Below are 16,073 nucleotides of genomic sequence, written 5' to 3'. Positions count from 1 at the left end.
TCAGACCGGCTCGAAGGCGTGGCTCTTCGGGTCGTGTTGCAAGAGGCGCCCGTCGCCGATGTCGACCCAGAGACCGTGCAGCGACAGGCGCTCTGCCTCCACCGCCTCGCGCACGAACGGGAACGTCATCAGGTTCTCCAGCGAGACCAGCACCGCCTCGTGCTCGAGTTCCGTCTGGCCGCCGCCGCGCTCGCGCACCCGCTCGTAGCCCGGGCGCAGGATGTCCATCCAGCGGCCGACGAAGCTCGACTGTTCCTCGAGCTCCGGCGCCTCGCCCGAGCACATGGCGTGGCATCCGGCGACGCCGCCGCAGTTCGAGTGCCCCAGCACGATCAGGTGCGAGACCTTGAGTGCCGTGACCGCATACTCCACCGCTGCCGAGGTGCCGTGCTGACCGCCACCGGTCTCGAATGGCGGCACGAGGTTGGCGATGTTGCGGTGGATAAAGAACTCGCCCTGGTCCGCGCCGAAGATCGAGGTGACGTGCACCCGGCTGTCGCAGCAGGCGATCACCATGCCCCGGGGTCGCTGTCCTTCCTCCGCGAGGCGACGATACCAGGCCTTGTTTTCGGCATGCGTTGTCGCGCGCCAGCCGTGATAGCGCTGCACGAAGTACTTCGGAAGCGGCCTTGCCCAGTCCATTGAATCTCCTCTCGGTCCCGCGGTCGCCCTTGCGCTCGATTTGCGCGGCATTGGAAGGACATTGCCAATGGGGATCAAGGATTTGTTGAGCCGGCACGAGGATGTTCCGCACCTGGTGAGGTTGAGCGTAACGGGTGATTTGGTGAACAACGTCAAGCAGCTGCAGGTCTTCGAGACGGTCCGCGTGGACCCGACCTGCATCGAGGATCTGGTGGCGCTGGTCGGGGACCGCGAGGCGGCGCGGCGGGTCGGGACGACCTTCGACGACCTCGGCGACACGCTTGCCGCCATGACGGCGGCATGGCGCGCCGGGGATGCGGAGCGGGTGGTAGCCGAGGCGCGCACCCTGATCGCGCCGACCGGACAGATCGGGCTGAAGGCGATCCAGCGGGTGGCGATCGACGTGGTCCATACCGGCGTTTCCGGCGACGGTGCGGCCTTTGCCGCGACCTTCAGCCGTCTCGTTCGGCTGGCGGAGGAGGCGCTGACCGTCGCCTTTCCTGCGGGCGAACGCGTGCCCGATCCGCTCGACCCCGGCGCCTGACGGAAGCGGCTTGCGAACGCTTGCCACGGGGATAGGGTGACGCGGCACGCCAGACGGATGTCCCGCATGAGCCTGACCTTCGCCACACCCGTACCCGATGCCGAAGAGCGCCCGATCGTCTTTCTCACCCCCGACGAGCTGGCGCCCTGGCTCGAGCACCAGCACGAGGCGACGCAACGCTGGGTGCGCGGCAGCGGGTTCAAGGCGGCGGCGGGCAAGGTGCTGGTTATTCCGGGTGCCAGCGGGTCGCCGGCCTGCGCGCTTGTGGGGCGCGGGGATCCTGCGTCGGGGCGGGAGCGCTTTGTCTTCGCTGCCGCCCGCGCGGCTCTGCCGGCGGGGACTTGGCGGCTGGACCCGATCGAAGATCCCGCGGCGCGCGACGAGGCGGCGCTCGGCTGGCTGCTCGCGGGCTATCGATTCGACCGCTACCGCAAGAGCGAAGACGGACCGGCGGCGGAGCTCGTTGCGCCCGATGGCTGCGACGCGAGGCGGCTGGAGGCGATCGCCGCGGGCGAGGCGCTGACGCGCGATCTCGTCAATACGCCCGCCTCCGACATGGGACCGGCCGAGCTGCAGGCGGCGTGCGAGGCGCTGGCGGCGGAGTTCGGCGCGGGCGTGTCGGTGACGGAGGGCGACGCGCTGGCCGAGGGCTTTCCGCTGATCCACACGGTGGGCCGCGCCGCCGCAGCAGCGCCGCGGCTGATCGAGATCACCCACGGGCAGAGCGGCCCGCGGGTGACTCTGGTCGGCAAGGGCGTCTGCTTCGACACCGGCGGGCTCGACATCAAGCCGGCGGCCTCGATGCTCCTGATGAAGAAGGACATGGGCGGCGCTGCGACGGTTCTTGGCCTGGCGAGGATGATCCTGTCGCTGGCGCTGCCGGTGCGGCTGCGCGTGCTGATCCCCGCGGTCGAGAACGCGATCTCGGGCACGGCCTTCCGGCCCGGCGACATCCTGACATCGCGCAAGGGACTGACGGTCGAGATCAACAACACCGACGCCGAGGGGCGGCTGGTGCTGGCGGATGCGCTGGCGCTTGCGGCGGAGGATCCGCCTGACCTCCTCGTCTCGATGGCGACGCTGACAGGGGCCGCGCGCGTCGCGGTGGGACCGGACCTCGCGCCATTCTATACCGACGATGACGCGGCGGCGTCTGCGCTCGCGGCGGCGGCGGCAGAGGTGCGCGACCCGGTCTGGCGGCTGCCCTTTCACACGCCGTACGAGACAATGATCGAGCCGGGCATCGCCGATCTCGACAATGCGCCGAGGGGCGGGTTCGCGGGATCGATCGTCGCGGCGCTCTTCCTGCGCCGCTTTGCCGGACCGGGGCGCTACATGCACTTCGACATCTATGGCTGGCAGCCCGCGGCGGCGCCGGCGCGGGCAAAGGGTGGCGTCGGGCAGGGGGCGCGCGCGCTTCTGCAGGCGCTCCCGGCGCTGGTCCCGCTCGATCGGGAGAGCTGAGGGGCAGTGGGCGACAGGCGGCTGCTCTTCGCGAACGAGCGGGTCGCGGCGGAGGCTCTGGCCGGGCAGGTGGAGTCCGCGCGCCTCGTTCGGCCGGAGCCGCGGCAGGTCGCCGTCTTTGCCACGTTCCTGCACGCGAGGCCGGACGGGGCGCGCGACCGGCAGATCCTGCTCGGCGACCAGGTCGAGGTCATCGAGGAGCGGGAGGGCTGGAGCTTCGCCCGCGTCGCGAAGGACGGCTACGTAGGCTACGTCGCTACCGCCGACCTCGCGCCTAGAACGAGCGCCACCCATGCGGTGACACGGCGGCATACGCACCTCTATCCTGAGCCCGACCTGAAGCTGCCGCCGGTCGCGCGCCTGCCGTTCGGCGGGCGCGTCGCGGTCGAGGCAGTCGAGGGGCGGTGGGCGCGCACGGCAGGCGGCTTTCTCCCGGACGCCCATCTTCGCCGGATCGACGCGCCGATGACGGACCCCTTGAGCGTGGCGGAGATGTTCCTCGGCACGCCCTATCTCTGGGCGGGGAACACCGGCGACGGGATCGACTGCTCGGGCCTGGTGCAGGTCGCCTGCCTCGCCTGCGGCATCGCCTGCCCGGGTGACAGCGACCAGCAGGAGCAGGCGCTGGGCACGCGCCTGCCAGACGGTGCGCCGCTCCGTCGCGGCGACCTGATCTTCTGGCGCGGCCATGTCGGCTGGTTGGCCGACACGAATCGCCTGCTCCACGCCAACGCGCACGCGATGGCGGTGACCTTCGAACCCCTCGCCGAGGCGCTGGCGCGGATCGAGGCGCAGGGAGACGGCCCCGTGACCTCGCTCCGCCGCCTCGCGACGGGAGACGGCGGGCGGAACTAGACAGCCTCAATCGACGGAGCGGATCAGCTTGCGTTCGAGGACGCGCAGCACGGTTCGCAGGTCGTGCCCGCGCTTGAGGATCTGGCCGTCCATCGCGACGACGGCGTACATGCCTTGTCGGTTGCGCAGGCGGGGCCGCTTCTCGATCCGGTAGATCGGATGCTCGGCGGTGCGGCGGAAGACGGAGAAGATCGCGACGTCGCGCAGGAAGGACATGCCGTAGTCCCGCCATTCGCCTGCCGCCACCATGCGGCCGTAGAGGGTCAGGATCGCGCCCAGTTCGGCGCGGTCGAACGCGACCGTCTCGGGCTCGGGGCGGAACGGGATCGGCGGCGTGACCGTCATCGGGGCGAGAGTGGGCGCTCGGCGGGCGGGAATCAAGCGTACTGTCCGCTTCGGGTGCGCTCCCGCCCGTCGGGGCCCGCATCCGCCGAGACGGATGCGACCCCTCCCGTTGGGCCGGGCGCCGCTCCTGCGGAGCGGCGCGGTTGCGCTGGGCCGGCCGATGACCAGAGCGGGGTCAGGCGAAGCGGCCGTGGCAGAACCAGCCGGGCGAGAGGCCGGCGCCGTGGGCGTAGAAGAGCCAGAGCCGGTCGCCCTCTGCGGTGGTCACTCGCCAGTAGTCGCGCACGCCCGAGCGCCAGTCCGGCTCGTCGAGCCACCATTCGGGGGCGATGCGTTCGGGTCCAGTGGTGGCGCCGGTGGCGTGGAGGCGGCCGCGCCAGCGGAAGGCGCCGGGGACGTCGGGGCAGTCGGGGGCCGTCACTGGCTCGGGGCGCCAGAGGGTCAGCGGGCGCGGGACGGGCGGCTCGGGCCAGCGCTCGGCCGGCTCGGACCAGGCGGCGGCGAGGACGGTGGCGGTCTTCTCGGGGATGTGGCTGTCGGCGGGATGCAGGCGGGTGATCGCCTCGAGCCCGATCCGGGCGCCGAGCCGGCCGACGAGGTCGTCCATCGCCGGGCCGGCGCCGCGACTTTGGGCCATCTCACCGCTGACGGCGTGTCCGCCCTTGTGCTGGACGGGATGCACCGGCTCGGTCACGTGGGCCTCGAGACGGATGGCGTCGATGCCGAAGCCCGCGTCGATGTCGGCGAGCTTCATCGCCAGCAGCGGTCGCAGGCGCTCCGGGTCGGCGGAGGGGCGGGCGAGACCGACCTCGACCCTCTCGACCCCGCGGTCGGCGCGGACGCAGTGCAGCCGCACCCGCCGGGCGCCGCGGCCCTTCTCAGCGAGGCGGCGGCAGAGCTGCGGCAACAGGCGGTCGATCGCGGCGCGGAGGTCGTCCTCGAGCCCGATCGGCTCGGGCAGCGTCAGGCGGACCGCGAAGTGCGCGGGCGGCCGGGCGGGCGACACCGGCTCGGGTTCGACCCCCAGCGCCTGGTCGAGGCGGCGCACGAGGCCGGTGCCGAACCGGCGGGCGAGGGCGGCGCGTGGCTGGCCCGAAAGCTCGTCGATCCGCCGGAGGCCGAGGCGGGCAAGTTCGGTCACTGTCTCGTCCGCGAGCCGCAGCGCGGCCACCGGCAACGGCCCGATGGCGGCGCGGGTCTGCCCCGGAGGGGCGATCGCGCCGTGGCCGGAGAAGCCGGCGGCGCCCCGCTCCCACGGCCGCCGGCGGGCGGCGCGCGAGCGGGTGGCGGGCGATTCGCTGTCGATCGCGTCGCCGGTGCGGGCCGCCTGCGGCCTCCGGCCGGCGAAGCGCGCGAGCGCCCAGGCGGCGCCCACCGTGTCGGCGATGCCAGAGCGGACGGTCAGGCCGAGGCCGGCGCAATCCTCCTCGACCTGGGCCAGCAGGGGCGCTTCGCCGCCGAAGAGATGGGCGCAGCCGGTGAGGTCGACGATGAGGCCGTCCTGCGGCTCCTCGGCGATCCAGGGGGAGAACTTGCCGGCCCAGCGCCGCAGCGCGAAGAGGAAGTCGGCCTCGGCCTCCGGGTCGGCGGGGCGGGTGACGAGGCCGGGACACATCGCCTGGGCGTCGCGCACCGGCTGGCCTGGGCGCAGCCCCTCGGCCTCGGCCGCCTGGGTGAGCGAGACGAGGACAGGGACGTTGCCGCGCTCGGCGACCACGGCAAGGGGACCGTCGCCCAGGCCCCGATGGACTCGCAGGACGCGTTCGGCCCCCAGCCGCGGGAACCACAGCGAGAGGATCCGACGGTGGGACATTGGTGTGGCAGCACCTGATGTTCTGTCAATGTTCTAGTTTCGACGTGGAGCCGAGTCGAGGGGGCGCGGCGGTCTCGGGAGGCGCTGCCTCCGTCGACCGCAGTGCGCGCGGTGAGCCCGGCTCCTGGAAGGTGCAGGCGCCTAGTCCGCGCGCCTCCCCGATGCGGCGTTGTCGCTCCACTCGCGCGCTTCCACCCATGCGCGACCGCAGGCGCGCCAGCGCCTGCGCGGCCCAACGGGATGAGGCGCCATCGGCGCCGAAGACGGGCGGGAGCGCTCCGGGGCCGGCCTGTCAGCCCGACCCGATCAGGATCCCCGCCGCCAGCACCAGCGCTCCGCCGGCGACCACCTGGAGGGTCGCGCGCCAGAACGGCGTCTCCATGAAGCGGTTCTGGATCCAGGCGATCGCCCAGAGCTCGACGAAGACCACGATCACGGCGATCGTCGTGGCGGTCCAAAAGTCCGGGATCAGGTAAGGCAGCGCGTGCCCGAGCCCGCCGATCGTGGTCATGGTCCCGGTGGCGAAGCCGCGCTTGATCGGCGAGCCGCGGCCCGAGATCGCGCCGTCGTCCGACGCGGCCTCGGTGAAGCCCATCGAGATGCCGGCGCCGACCGACGCCGCGAGCCCAACGAGGAACGTGTTCCACGTGTCGCCCGTGGCGAAGGCCGCCGCGAAGATCGGCGCGAGCGTCGAGACCGAGCCGTCCATCAGCCCCGCCAGCCCCGGCTGCACCCATGTCAGCACGAACTGCCGGTGGCGCGTCCGCTCCTCGTGGCCGCGCGCCTCGCCGCCCAGATGCTCTGCCGACAGCGCCTCGGCCTGGTCCGAGTGTCCCGCTTCGGCGGCGGCGAGATCGCCCAGGAGGCGCCGCGTCTCGGCGTCCGTCGCCCGCTCGGTCGCCTGACGGTAGAAGCGCTCGGCGTCCCGCTCCATCAGCTCCGCCTCGTCGCGGATTCGCTCGAGCCCCAGGTTCTCCACCAGCCAGACCGGGCGGCGGGCGTAGTAGCCCGAGACGTGCTCGCGCCGGATCAGCGGGATGACATCGCCGAAGCGCTTCGTGTGCAGGTCGATCAGGCGGCGGCGGTGCTCGTCCTCCTCCAGTGCCATGCCGTCGAACATCGCCGCGGTCGCAGGATAGTCGCCTCTGAGACGTTGCGCGTAGGTCCGGTAGATCCGCGCGTCGTCTTCCTCGGAGGAGATAGCCAGCGCCAGGATATCCTGCTCCGAAAGCTCAGAGAAGCGGCGTCGGCTCATGATGCCCGGAATCATCTCGAAGCGACCTTTCGCGCAGCGGCGGCCTCAGCCTAGCCGCGCCCCGCTTCCCCGCAAGCCTTGAAGATCGAAGGTGGCGCCGCTTAATGTGATATGCTCGCCCGGAGGATACGCCAGCATGGATATGATCGTCGCTCAGACGGCCCGGACGGGTCGCAAGTTCGAGCAGGTGGTCGAGGGTGCGCGGGCCGTCTTCATGCGCGACGGGTTCGAGGGCGCGAGCGTCGACGAGATCGCGCGCGTCAGCCGGGTCTCGAAGGCGACGCTCTACAGCTATTTCGCCGACAAGCGCGCGATGTTCTTCGAGGTCGCGCGCGCCGAGTGTCATCGCCAGGCGGACGAATGCGTCAAGATGATCGGCACGGCGCGCAGCGCCCCCGAGGCTCTTCGCTCGGCCGGACACGACCTGCTACGGTTCCTGACGTCGGAATTCGGCCTCAGCGTGTTCCGCATCTGCGTCGCTGAGAGCGACCGGTTCCCCGAGCTTGGGCAGCAGTTCTACCGCTCGGGTCCGGCGATGGTGCGGGACCGGCTGATCGGCTATTTCGAAAGCGCGATGGCGCGGGGAGAGCTCGTCATCGACGATGTCGAGCTCGCTGCCGACCAGTTCGCCGAGCTCTGCAAGGCAGACATCTTTCCTCGCATCCTGTTCTGCGGCGCCTGCCGTCCCGGAGAGGCCGAGATCGGCCGCGTCGTCGACGGCGCCGTGGAAACCTTCATGGCCCGCTACGGCGCCTCGCGCGCCTGATTCGTCAAGCCTCTGCGCCGCTCTACCCCGCGGGTGCCGCCCGCTACTCTGCGGCGGCCCCTTCCCGACTGTTGCGACAGACCGCGGGCCTCGCTCACCCACGCGCACATCGTGCCGCCCTCGCAGTCGAAGTCCGGCTGCGGCCTGTCCAACGTCACGTCCGGGTGCACCACTGCCGCCGGAGTCGGCCCTTCGGGCTCGAGCAGCGGGTCCGCTCCTGCGAAGGTTCCGCACGGGTGTGATTCGTAGAGCCAAGCGTGGTTCATGTGAAAGCGGGGACCCAGCCCGGCTCGCTTCCATCCCGGCGTCCGCGCCGTGCACCCGTTGGATGGCAGGCGCTGCCCGAACTGCAGATCGGCAGGGTTGATGGACGGGTTCTTGAAGTTCAGTACAGGGCGACGGGATTGCCCGGCTGGAAGTTGTAGCCGGACGCACCGGCTTCCGGGTGCTGCGGTCAAGTACTGCCACGTACTCGACCGTGTCCATCTGGTTGCGGAGGCGCAGGAGTTCCTCCTCCGTTACCCGTCCGTCGTCTTCCAGATCCGCTTAGCCGAGCACTGGGGCAGGTTCGGCTTCCGCCGGGTCGCAGACATGTGCATGCCCGAAACGTTCCGTCGAGGACGGTCCGTGCTCGCTCGCCAGCAGTCGGCGCTTACGATGACTGCGCTGTGCGCGAGAGCTGTCCGCATGGGAACTCTCTCTCAGCTGTGCAGCAGGTCAGCGCCACACGGTGCCGATGAAATCCGATCGTTCCGGGTCTACAGCCGCCGTCACGACATCAGTCGACGCGGCGGACCTCGAGCTGGCCGCCCTGCTTGCGGGTCTCGAAGCGCTTGAGATCCTTCACCAGATCCGAAAGCTTGGTCTTGCCATAGGTGCGCACGTCGAAGGCCGGATCGTCGGCTGTGATGTACTGGCCGAGAGGCCCGAGCGGGTACCACTCGTCGTCGGCGCCGATCTTGTCCATCGCCTTGAGGATCAGGGGAATTGCCTCGGTCGGCGGCTGCTTTTTCGAGAGTTGTCGTGGGGCACCGGCGCGGGTCGGCTCTTCCTCGACGATGTTCTCGAGCGTCACGAAGCGGTTGCAGACGTTCTGCAGCGACTTCGGCGTCTTTTCCTCGCCGATGCCGATGACGTCGAGCCCCGACTCCCTGATCCGGCTGGCGAGGCGGGTGAAATCGCTGTCGGACGAGACGAGGACGAATCCGTCGAACCGCCCGGAGTGCAGGATGTCCATGGCGTCGATGACGAGGCCTATGTCGCTGGCGTTCTTGCCCTTGGTATTCGCCGTCTCCTGGTGTGCCACAAGGCCGAGGTCGAGGATCCGGTCGGCCCACGCGTTCAGCCCCTGTCGCGACCAGTCCGCGTAGACCCGCCTCAGCGCCGGCTCGCCGAACGAGGTGATTTCCTTCATGATCGCGCCGGCATACTTCGCCGGGATGTTGTCGGCGTCGATCAGGACGGCATAGAGCGGGCGTTCGCGTCGATCTGCTGGCATGGGCCGCCTATATTCCCTCGCCGCCGCGGGCGCCAGCCTCCTCGGCTGACCCTGCGCGGCCCGAACGCGCATTTCGCCCGCCGCGGCGTCGTGCTAGGCGGACCGTCGTGTGGGCCATCTTCCTGCAGACGCTGCCGTTCTTTGGCCTGATCGGTGCCGGCTACGGCGCGGGTCGCAGTGGGTTCTTCCCCGAGGAGGCGACGGCCTGGCTGACGCGCTTCGTCTTCTACTTCGCGCTGTCGGCGATGCTGTTCCGCTTCTCGGCGAACCTCAGCCTGGCGCAGGTTCTCGACTGGCAACTGGTGCTGGCCTACCTCGCCGGGACTGCGTCGGTCTACCTGCTGGCGACGCTTGTGGCGGCGCTGCGCCGCCGCCCGGTGGCCGAGGCGGCGGTCGAGGCGCAGTGCGCGGTGATCGGCAATGTGGGCTTCCTCGGCATCCCGATGCTGGCGCTCCTGCTGGGCGAGCGGGCGATCGGGCCGCTGATGCTGGTGCTGGCGGTGGATCTCATCGTCTTCGGCAGCCTGATCGTGATCCTCGTCACCGGCTCGCGCGGCGGGCGGTTCAGGCCCGCCATCGTCGGCAACGTGCTGCTGGGGCTCCTGAAGAATCCGATGATCGTCTCGATCGCCGCCGGACTCGCGTGGTCGGCGCTGAGGCTGCCGGTGCCGGGCCCGCTGCAGCAGTTCCTGGTGCTGCTCGGCTCTGCGGCGACGCCCGGCGCGCTCTTTGCCATCGGCGCATCGCTGGCTTCGAAGTCGGCCGAGCGGCTGTCGGTCGCGCTATGGCTCTCGTCGGCGAAGCTGCTCCTGCACCCGGCGGCGGTGGCGATCTCGGCGGTCTGGCTAGCGGTCGAGCCATTCGCCGCGGGGGTGATGGTGGCTTGCGCCGCGTTGCCCGTCGCGGGAAACGTCTACATCCTGGCGCAGCATTACATGGTGGCGCCGCAGCGGGCGTCGGCCGCGATCCTCGTCTCGACCGCGCTCAGCGTGGTGACGGTCGCGGCCTGGATCGCATGGATCGGAACATGAGGGAGAGCGGTATGGAGACGGTGGCGCAGATGAGGTGCTTCGGCGGCATGCAGGGGGTCCATACCCACCGGTCGAAGGTCTGCGGCTGCGACATGACCTTCGGCCTCTTCCTGCCGGAGGAGGCGGAGACGGGCCCGGTCCCGCTGCTCTGGTACCTCTCCGGCCTGACGTGCACGCACGAGAACGCCATGACCAAGGCTGGGGCGCAGGGCTGGGCGGCGGAGCACGGGATCGCGCTCGTCTTTCCCGACACCTCGCCTCGGGGCGCGGACGTGGCGGACGACGATGCCTTCGACCTCGGGCAGGGCGCCGGCTTCTACGTCGATGCCACGCGCGAGCCGTGGGCGCCGCATTTCGCCATGTGGAGCTATCTCACGGAGGAACTGCCGCGCCTCCTCTTGAACGCGTTCCCGCTGGACGAGGAGCGGCAGGCGATCACCGGCCATTCCATGGGCGGGCACGGCGCGCTGATCGTCGCGATGCGGAACCCGGAGCGGTTCCGCAGCGTCAGCGCCTTCGCCCCCATCGCCGAGCCGACGCGCTCCGAGTGGGGCCGCAAGCAGTTCGCGGCCTACCTGGGTGAGGACGAGGCGGCGTGGCAGGCGCACGACGCGACCGCCCTGATGCGCGACCGGGGCTTTCCGGGTCCGGTGCTGATCGACCAGGGGACCGATGACCAGTTCCTCGACCGGCTGCGCCCGGAGGCGCTGGCCCACGCGATGGCCGAGCGGCGCCAGGAAGGCGCATTCCGCCTGCAGCGCGGCTACGACCACAGCTACTTCTTCATGGCGAGCCTGATGGCGGAGCACGTGGCCTTTCACGCGGAGGCGCTTTGGCGATGATCCTGGTCGACGCCGACGCCTGCCCGGTCAAGGCCGAGGTGGAACGGGTCGCGACGCGGCACGGGGTCGAGGTCAAGATGGTCTCGAACGGCGGCCTGCGTCCCTCTGACAACCCGCTTGTCGAGATGGTCTTCGTGGCCGAGGGGCCGGACGAGGCCGACAAGTGGATCGCCGAGCGCGCCGCGCCCGGCACCATTGTCGTCACGGCCGACATCCCGCTCGCGGCGCGGGCGGTCGAGAACGGGGCGCGGGTGCTCAAGCCGGACGGGCAGGAGCTGACGGCGAGGAACATCGGAAACGTGCTGGCGACGCGCGATTTGATGTCGGACCTACGCGCGGCGGACCCGTTCCGGCAGGGCGGCGGGCGGACATTCTCCCGCGCCGACCGTTCGCGATTCCTCGAGGCGCTGGAGCGGCTGGTGAGGGCGGTCTCGTGATCGACGTGGTGGTCTTCGACATCGGCAACGTTCTGGTCGAGTGGCAGCCTGAGCGCTACTACGACGGCCGCATCGGTGCCGAGCGGCGGTCGCGTATGTTCGCCGAGGTCGACCTGCACGGCATGAACGACCGCGTCGATCGAGGCGAGGCCTTTCGCGCGGAGGTGCACGCGCTGGCCGAGGCGCATCCCGAGTGGCGGGAGGAGATCCTGGAGTGGCATGACAACTGGGCCGAGCTCGCCGCGCCGCTGATCCCGCACTCGGTGGCGCTGCTCCGCGCGTTGAGGTCCAAGGGCGTGCCGGTCTGGGCGCTGTCGAACTTCGGCGTCGAGACCTTCGCCATGGCGGAGACGCTCTACCCGGTGCTGGGCGAGTTCGACCGCCGCTTCATCTCCGGCCACCTGAAAATGGCCAAGCCCGACATGGGCATCTTCGAGGAGGTCGAGCGCGAGGGCGGGGTGCCGCCGGAGCGGCTGTTCCTGACCGACGACCGCGAGGACAACATCGCCGTCGCCCGCACGCGCGGCTGGCAGACGCACCGCTTCGATGGGCCGGAGGGGCTGGCCGAGCGGCTCGTCGCCGAAGGCCTGCTGACCGAGGACGAGGCGCGCGCGCCGTGACCCTGGTGGTGCCGGCCGAGGCCGAGGCGCGGCTCGACTGGCTCGACCTCGTGGCGGCTCTGGAGCGGGGGCACGCGCGGCCACGGGCGGCGCTGGCCGACACCTTCCTGCGGCGCGGCGAGGACACGCTGCTGACGCGCTCGGCTATGATCGACGGACTCGGCGCGGCGGCGAAGGTGGCGACGATCTTCCCCGGCAACCCGGCGCGCCGGGCTGGCGAGCGTCAACGGGGCGGTCGCGCTGCTCTCGGACGCGGACGGGACGCTTGAGGCGCTCGTTGACTTCGACCTCGTGACCCGGTGGAAGACGGCAGCCGACAGCCTGCTCGCCGCGCTCCGCCTGGCGCCGCCCCACCCGCGCCGGATTCTGATCGTCGGCGCGGGCAACATCGCCGCCACGCTGCGGCGGGCCTACGCGGCGGGTTTCCCGGATGCGCGGTTCGCGATCTGGAACCGGACGCCCGAGGCGGCGGAGCGGCTGGCGGCGGCGCATCCGGGCACTGAGGTGGCACGCGACCTCGAGGCCGCGGTAGGTGCCGCCGACATCGTCACCTGCGCCACCATGTCCGCCGCGCCGCTGATCCGGGGCGCATGGCTGCGACCGGGCCAGCACCTTGACCTGATCGGCGCGTTCCGAGCCGACATGCGCGAGGCCGACGACGAGGCGCTGCGCCGGGCCCGCATCTTCGTCGACAGCCGCGAGACGGTGCTCGACCATATCGGCGAGCTCCGCGACCCGCTGGCGCGCGGTTTGATCGCCCGAGGTGACATCATCGCCGACTTCTACGACCTGCCCGCGTTCCGCCATGCGCCGGATGACCTGACGCTCCTCAAGAACGGAGGCGGCGCGCATCTCGACCTGATGACGGCACGCTACATCCTCGGCGCCTGGCGGGGCTAGGCGGGCAGGCCGCGCGGCTCCAGCGGGCGCTCGCGCACGGGCAGGTGAACGATGGCCGAGAAGGCGCCGACGCCGACGCCGACCCACCAGACGAGCGTGTAGTCGCCTTGGAGGTCGTAGAGCCAGCCGCCGAGCCATACGCCGAGGAACGAGCCGATCTGGTGGCTGAGGAACACGATGGAATAGAGCGTGCCCATGTAGCGCAGACCGTAGATGTGCGCGACGAGGCCCGAGGTCAGCGGCACCGTCGCCAGCCACAGCGCCCCCATCGCCACCGAAAAGACGATGACGCTGGTCGGCGTGATCGGCATCAGGATGAAGAGCGCGGCGATGATCGTCCGGCCGGCGTAGATGCCGGCAAGCAGGTACTTCCTGGTGAAGCGCTTGCCGAGCCAGCCGGCGGTCAGGGTGCCGGCGATGTTCGCCAGCCCGATCAGCGAGATCGAGAGCGCACCGAGCGCCGACGTCGTTGTCACTCCAAGCGAGGCCAGCGTGCCCGACGGGTCGATTGCGCCGCACATCTCGGTGACGAAGGCCGGGAAGTGCGCGGTGATGAAGCCGAGCTGATAGCCGCACGAGAAAAAGCCGAGGAAGATCATCGTGTAGGACGGATCCCGCAGGGCGCGGCCCAGGATCTCGCCCATGCTCGCCTCCGGCCCCACGGGAACCGGGCGAGCGGGTGCCCGCATCATCGGCAGCATGAGGAGCGAGGCGAGGATCACCCCGGCGAAGACCAGGAACACGGCCTGCCACGACAGGAAGCCCAGCAGCCATTCGGCCGCGGGCGCGCCGACCACCTGCCCGGCGGACCCGGCCGCGGTGGCGATGGCGAGCGCCATGGAGCGGTTGTCGTCGCTCGCCGCCCGGCCGACCACGGCGAGGATGACGCCGAAGCCGGTGCCGGCGACGCCGAAGCCCACCATGATCTCCAGCAGCTGATGCGCCTCGGGCGTCACGGCCATCGAGGACAGGATCAGACCGGCCGCGTAGGTCAGCGCGCCCGCGACGATGGCCTTGCGGTCGCCGAAGCGCTCGGCGAAGGCGGCGAAGATCGGCTGTCCGATGCCCCAGGCGAGATTCTGGATCGCGATCGCCAGGCTGAACTCGGCCCGCGGCCAGCCGAACTCTTCGCCGATGGGGATCTGGAAGACGCCGAACGAGGCGCGGACGGCAAAGCTGAGCAGGATCACGACGCAGCCGGCCAACAGGACGGGCGTGACGAGCGGTGTTCGCGCCATGGGTGCTCTCCTTTGAGCCGGACGTTCTCTCCGGCGCGCGCGCGGCGTCAAGCGAATGTTCGAGCGTTTTGGCATCACGGATCGTCATGGCTGCGGCTTCCGTACAGCCCGAAGAACAAGTAGTCGGAGGCGGATGGGCAGAAGCGTGCACGACCTCTACGACGCGCGGGTGGCGCAGGGCCTGGCCGACGACCCGGCGCAGCGGGCGGTGCTGGACCGGCTGGAGAAGCTGCGCGAGTGGATCGAGACGGCGCCGCCGCGGCGGTCGTGGTTCCGCCGGCCGCCGGACCCGCCGCGCGGCCTCTACCTCTGGGGTGGAGTCGGGCGCGGCAAGTCGATGCTGATGGACCTGCTGCACGAGGCGGCGGGCGGCACGGCGACGCGGCGCGTCCACTTCCACGCCTTCATGCAGGAGGTGCAGGCGGCTCTGCACGAGGCGCGCAAGACCGGCGTCGACGACGCCATCGCGCCCGTCGCCGCCGACATTGCCGAAGGGCTGCGCCTCCTGCTCTTTGACGAGATGCAGATCACCGACATCGCCGACGCGATGATCGTGGGCCGCCTCTTCCAGCGCCTGTTCGACGCCGGTGTCGTCGCGGTCGCGACATCGAACCGGCCGCCGCGGGATCTCTACAAGGACGGGCTCAACCGCCAGCTTTTCGTGCCGTTCATCGAGCTCATCGAGCGGCGGATGGAGGTCGCGCATCTCGCCGCCGCGACGGACTACCGGCAGGGCCGCGGCTCCGGCGAGCGCCGCTACTTCGCGCCCGCGGACGCCGAGGCGCGCGCCGCGCTCGACGCGGTCTGGGAGGAACTGGCCGGCGGCGAGGGCACGCCGCACCGGCTCAGGGTCCATGGCCGTGAGGTCGAGCTGCCGCTCTTCCACGACCGTGTCGCGCGGGCGCCGTTCTGGGCACTCTGTGGCCGCCCGCTTGGCCCGGCGGACTATCTTGCCGTGGCGGAGGCGTGCCGAGCCCTGATCCTCGAGGGGGTGCCGCGCCTCTCGAGCGAGAATTACAACGAAGCGAAGCGTTTCGTGACCCTGATCGACGCACTCTACGAGGCGAAGGTGGTGCTCTACGTCAGTGCGGCGGACACGCCCGACAACCTCTACATCGAGGGCGAGGGCGCGTTCGAGTTCGCGCGCACCGCAAGCCGCCTGCATGAGATGCAGTCCGCAGGTTGGGGCGAGAGGAGATGCTGAGCTGGCTCAACGAGCATTCCGGCGCGCTGCAGGTGATCATGGCGTTGGTCTCGGCACTGATCTGGCTCGTCTACCTGCAGATCTTTCTGCTGAGCTACGTGCGCCAGCGGCGGCCGGAGATGCTCATCAGCATGGGCGCAGGCATAGGCCTCGACGCGCGGTGCTTCATCGCGAATCTCGGCCTCGAGCCGATCTACATCTCGCAGCTCCTGATGCGAGTCTCGACCGAGGACGGCGAGCACGAGGCGGCAACGACTGACCGTCAGGACATGACGGAGGAGCAGATGAAGGATCCGAAGAACGCCACCAACCAAGGTCCGCTTAGTTCCGGCAAGAGCTTCGACGCCGGCAGCTTTCGCGAGCTGACGCGGCAGGTTCTCCGCGCTAACTCGCTTGACGAGGACACGCCGATGGTGCGGCTCGAGCTGACGGTGGTCGCGATGAACGCGTCGAGCGCGATGCTGTTCGCCGCACGGCGCCGCTATGACATGATCGACGTGCGGGGGCAGCAACTCCTCGAGCCGCAGACGCTCTCCACCGAGCAGATCCGCTCGATCTTCCAGCGCCGCCGGCTGCGGCGCCAGCTGCGGCAGAACCTGGCGAAGCGCAGGGGCTGACG

The 16,073-nt window shown here is 70.5% G+C and carries 16 protein-coding genes and 1 pseudogene; 11 read left to right on the top strand and 6 right to left on the bottom strand.

Annotated elements, in window-relative coordinates; genetic code table 11:
* Complete coding sequence (locus JM664_RS01740) at positions 1-642, bottom strand: carbonic anhydrase (protein WP_227418172.1); 642 nt, start codon at positions 640-642, stop codon at positions 1-3.
* Between the two features lie 67 nt (positions 643-709).
* Between JM664_RS01740 and JM664_RS01735 the strand changes: the two genes are divergently transcribed.
* From JM664_RS01735 to JM664_RS01725, 3 genes are all read left to right on the top strand, one after another.
* Positions 710-1,186, top strand: coding sequence for a hypothetical protein (locus JM664_RS01735; protein WP_227418171.1), 477 nt, complete (start codon positions 710-712; stop codon positions 1,184-1,186).
* Positions 1,187-1,252: 66 nt separating this feature from the next.
* The gene (locus JM664_RS01730; protein ID WP_227418170.1) at positions 1,253-2,650 is read left to right on the top strand and encodes a leucyl aminopeptidase family protein; all 1,398 of its coding nucleotides are present in this window, start codon (positions 1,253-1,255) and stop codon (positions 2,648-2,650) included.
* Positions 2,651-2,656: 6 nt separating this feature from the next.
* Positions 2,657-3,505, top strand: coding sequence for a C40 family peptidase (locus JM664_RS01725; RefSeq protein WP_227418169.1), 849 nt, complete (start codon positions 2,657-2,659; stop codon positions 3,503-3,505).
* Between the two features lie 6 nt (positions 3,506-3,511).
* Here the strand turns inward: JM664_RS01725 and JM664_RS01720 are convergent, their stop codons facing one another.
* The 3 genes from JM664_RS01720 to mbfA all read right to left on the bottom strand — a co-directional run bounded on the left by JM664_RS01720 (position 3,512) and on the right by mbfA (position 6,933).
* Positions 3,512-3,850 carry a DUF2794 domain-containing protein gene (locus tag JM664_RS01720; RefSeq protein WP_227418168.1) on the bottom strand — a complete coding sequence of 113 codons (339 nt, stop codon included), beginning with the start codon at positions 3,848-3,850 and terminating at the stop codon, positions 3,512-3,514.
* A 175-nt stretch (positions 3,851-4,025) separates the two neighbouring features.
* Positions 4,026-5,663 carry a Y-family DNA polymerase gene (locus JM664_RS01715; RefSeq protein ID WP_227418167.1) on the bottom strand — a complete coding sequence of 546 codons (1,638 nt, stop codon included), beginning with the start codon at positions 5,661-5,663 and terminating at the stop codon, positions 4,026-4,028.
* A gap of 292 nt (positions 5,664-5,955) precedes the next feature.
* The gene (gene mbfA, locus JM664_RS01710) at positions 5,956-6,933 is read right to left on the bottom strand and encodes an iron exporter MbfA (protein ID WP_227418166.1); all 978 of its coding nucleotides are present in this window, start codon (positions 6,931-6,933) and stop codon (positions 5,956-5,958) included.
* A 127-nt stretch (positions 6,934-7,060) separates the two neighbouring features.
* Between mbfA and JM664_RS01705 the strand changes: the two genes are divergently transcribed.
* On the top strand, positions 7,061-7,684 hold the full coding sequence (locus tag JM664_RS01705; RefSeq protein ID WP_227418346.1) for a TetR/AcrR family transcriptional regulator: 624 nt from the start codon (positions 7,061-7,063) through the stop codon (positions 7,682-7,684).
* Between the two features lie 778 nt (positions 7,685-8,462).
* Here the strand turns inward: JM664_RS01705 and JM664_RS01700 are convergent.
* The gene (locus JM664_RS01700; protein WP_227418165.1) at positions 8,463-9,182 is read right to left on the bottom strand and encodes an NYN domain-containing protein; all 720 of its coding nucleotides are present in this window, start codon (positions 9,180-9,182) and stop codon (positions 8,463-8,465) included.
* Between the two features lie 107 nt (positions 9,183-9,289).
* Here JM664_RS01700 and JM664_RS01695 point away from each other — a divergent pair, with 107 nt between their 5' ends.
* The 5 genes and pseudogenes from JM664_RS01695 (at position 9,290) to JM664_RS01675 (ending at position 13,012) form a co-directional block, all read left to right on the top strand.
* Entirely contained in the window at positions 9,290-10,213 is a 924-nt protein-coding gene (locus JM664_RS01695) for an AEC family transporter (protein WP_227418164.1), read from the top strand.
* Positions 10,214-10,224: 11 nt separating this feature from the next.
* Positions 10,225-11,055 (top strand): S-formylglutathione hydrolase, encoded by an 831-nt coding sequence (gene fghA, locus JM664_RS01690; RefSeq protein ID WP_227418345.1) that lies wholly within the window; start codon positions 10,225-10,227, stop codon positions 11,053-11,055.
* Positions 11,052-11,492, top strand: coding sequence for a YaiI/YqxD family protein (locus JM664_RS01685; protein ID WP_227418163.1), 441 nt, complete (start codon positions 11,052-11,054; stop codon positions 11,490-11,492). The genes fghA and JM664_RS01685 overlap by 4 nt, the downstream gene beginning before the upstream one ends.
* On the top strand, positions 11,489-12,112 hold the full coding sequence (locus tag JM664_RS01680; RefSeq protein ID WP_227418162.1) for an HAD family hydrolase: 624 nt from the start codon (positions 11,489-11,491) through the stop codon (positions 12,110-12,112). Before JM664_RS01685 ends, JM664_RS01680 begins: the two co-directional genes overlap by 4 nt.
* A pseudogene (locus JM664_RS01675) lies at positions 12,109-13,012 on the top strand (ornithine cyclodeaminase family protein). Before JM664_RS01680 ends, JM664_RS01675 begins: the two are co-directional and overlap by 4 nt.
* Here the strand turns inward: JM664_RS01675 and JM664_RS01670 are convergent.
* Positions 13,009-14,250, bottom strand: coding sequence for an MFS transporter (locus tag JM664_RS01670; protein ID WP_227418161.1), 1,242 nt, complete (start codon positions 14,248-14,250; stop codon positions 13,009-13,011). The pseudogene JM664_RS01675 and the gene JM664_RS01670 overlap by 4 nt on opposite strands.
* A gap of 133 nt (positions 14,251-14,383) precedes the next feature.
* Here JM664_RS01670 and zapE point away from each other — a divergent pair, with 133 nt between their 5' ends.
* Together zapE and JM664_RS01660 are read left to right on the top strand one after the other, a co-directional pair.
* Complete coding sequence (gene zapE / locus JM664_RS01665) at positions 14,384-15,454, top strand: cell division protein ZapE (protein WP_227418160.1); 1,071 nt, start codon at positions 14,384-14,386, stop codon at positions 15,452-15,454.
* Positions 15,448-16,071: a hypothetical protein gene (locus JM664_RS01660; protein ID WP_227418159.1), complete on the top strand. Its 624-nt coding sequence runs from the start codon at positions 15,448-15,450 to the stop codon at positions 16,069-16,071. Before zapE ends, JM664_RS01660 begins: the two co-directional genes overlap by 7 nt.
* Positions 16,072-16,073 lie beyond the last annotated feature (2 nt).

The sequence above is a fragment of the Roseitranquillus sediminis genome (assembly GCF_016918935.1).
In the GTDB taxonomy this organism is placed as follows: domain Bacteria; phylum Pseudomonadota; class Alphaproteobacteria; order Rhodobacterales; family Rhodobacteraceae; genus Roseitranquillus; species Roseitranquillus sediminis.
Note: the sequence above shows the minus strand (reverse complement) of the source record. Positions and strands in the feature narration are given on the sequence as shown.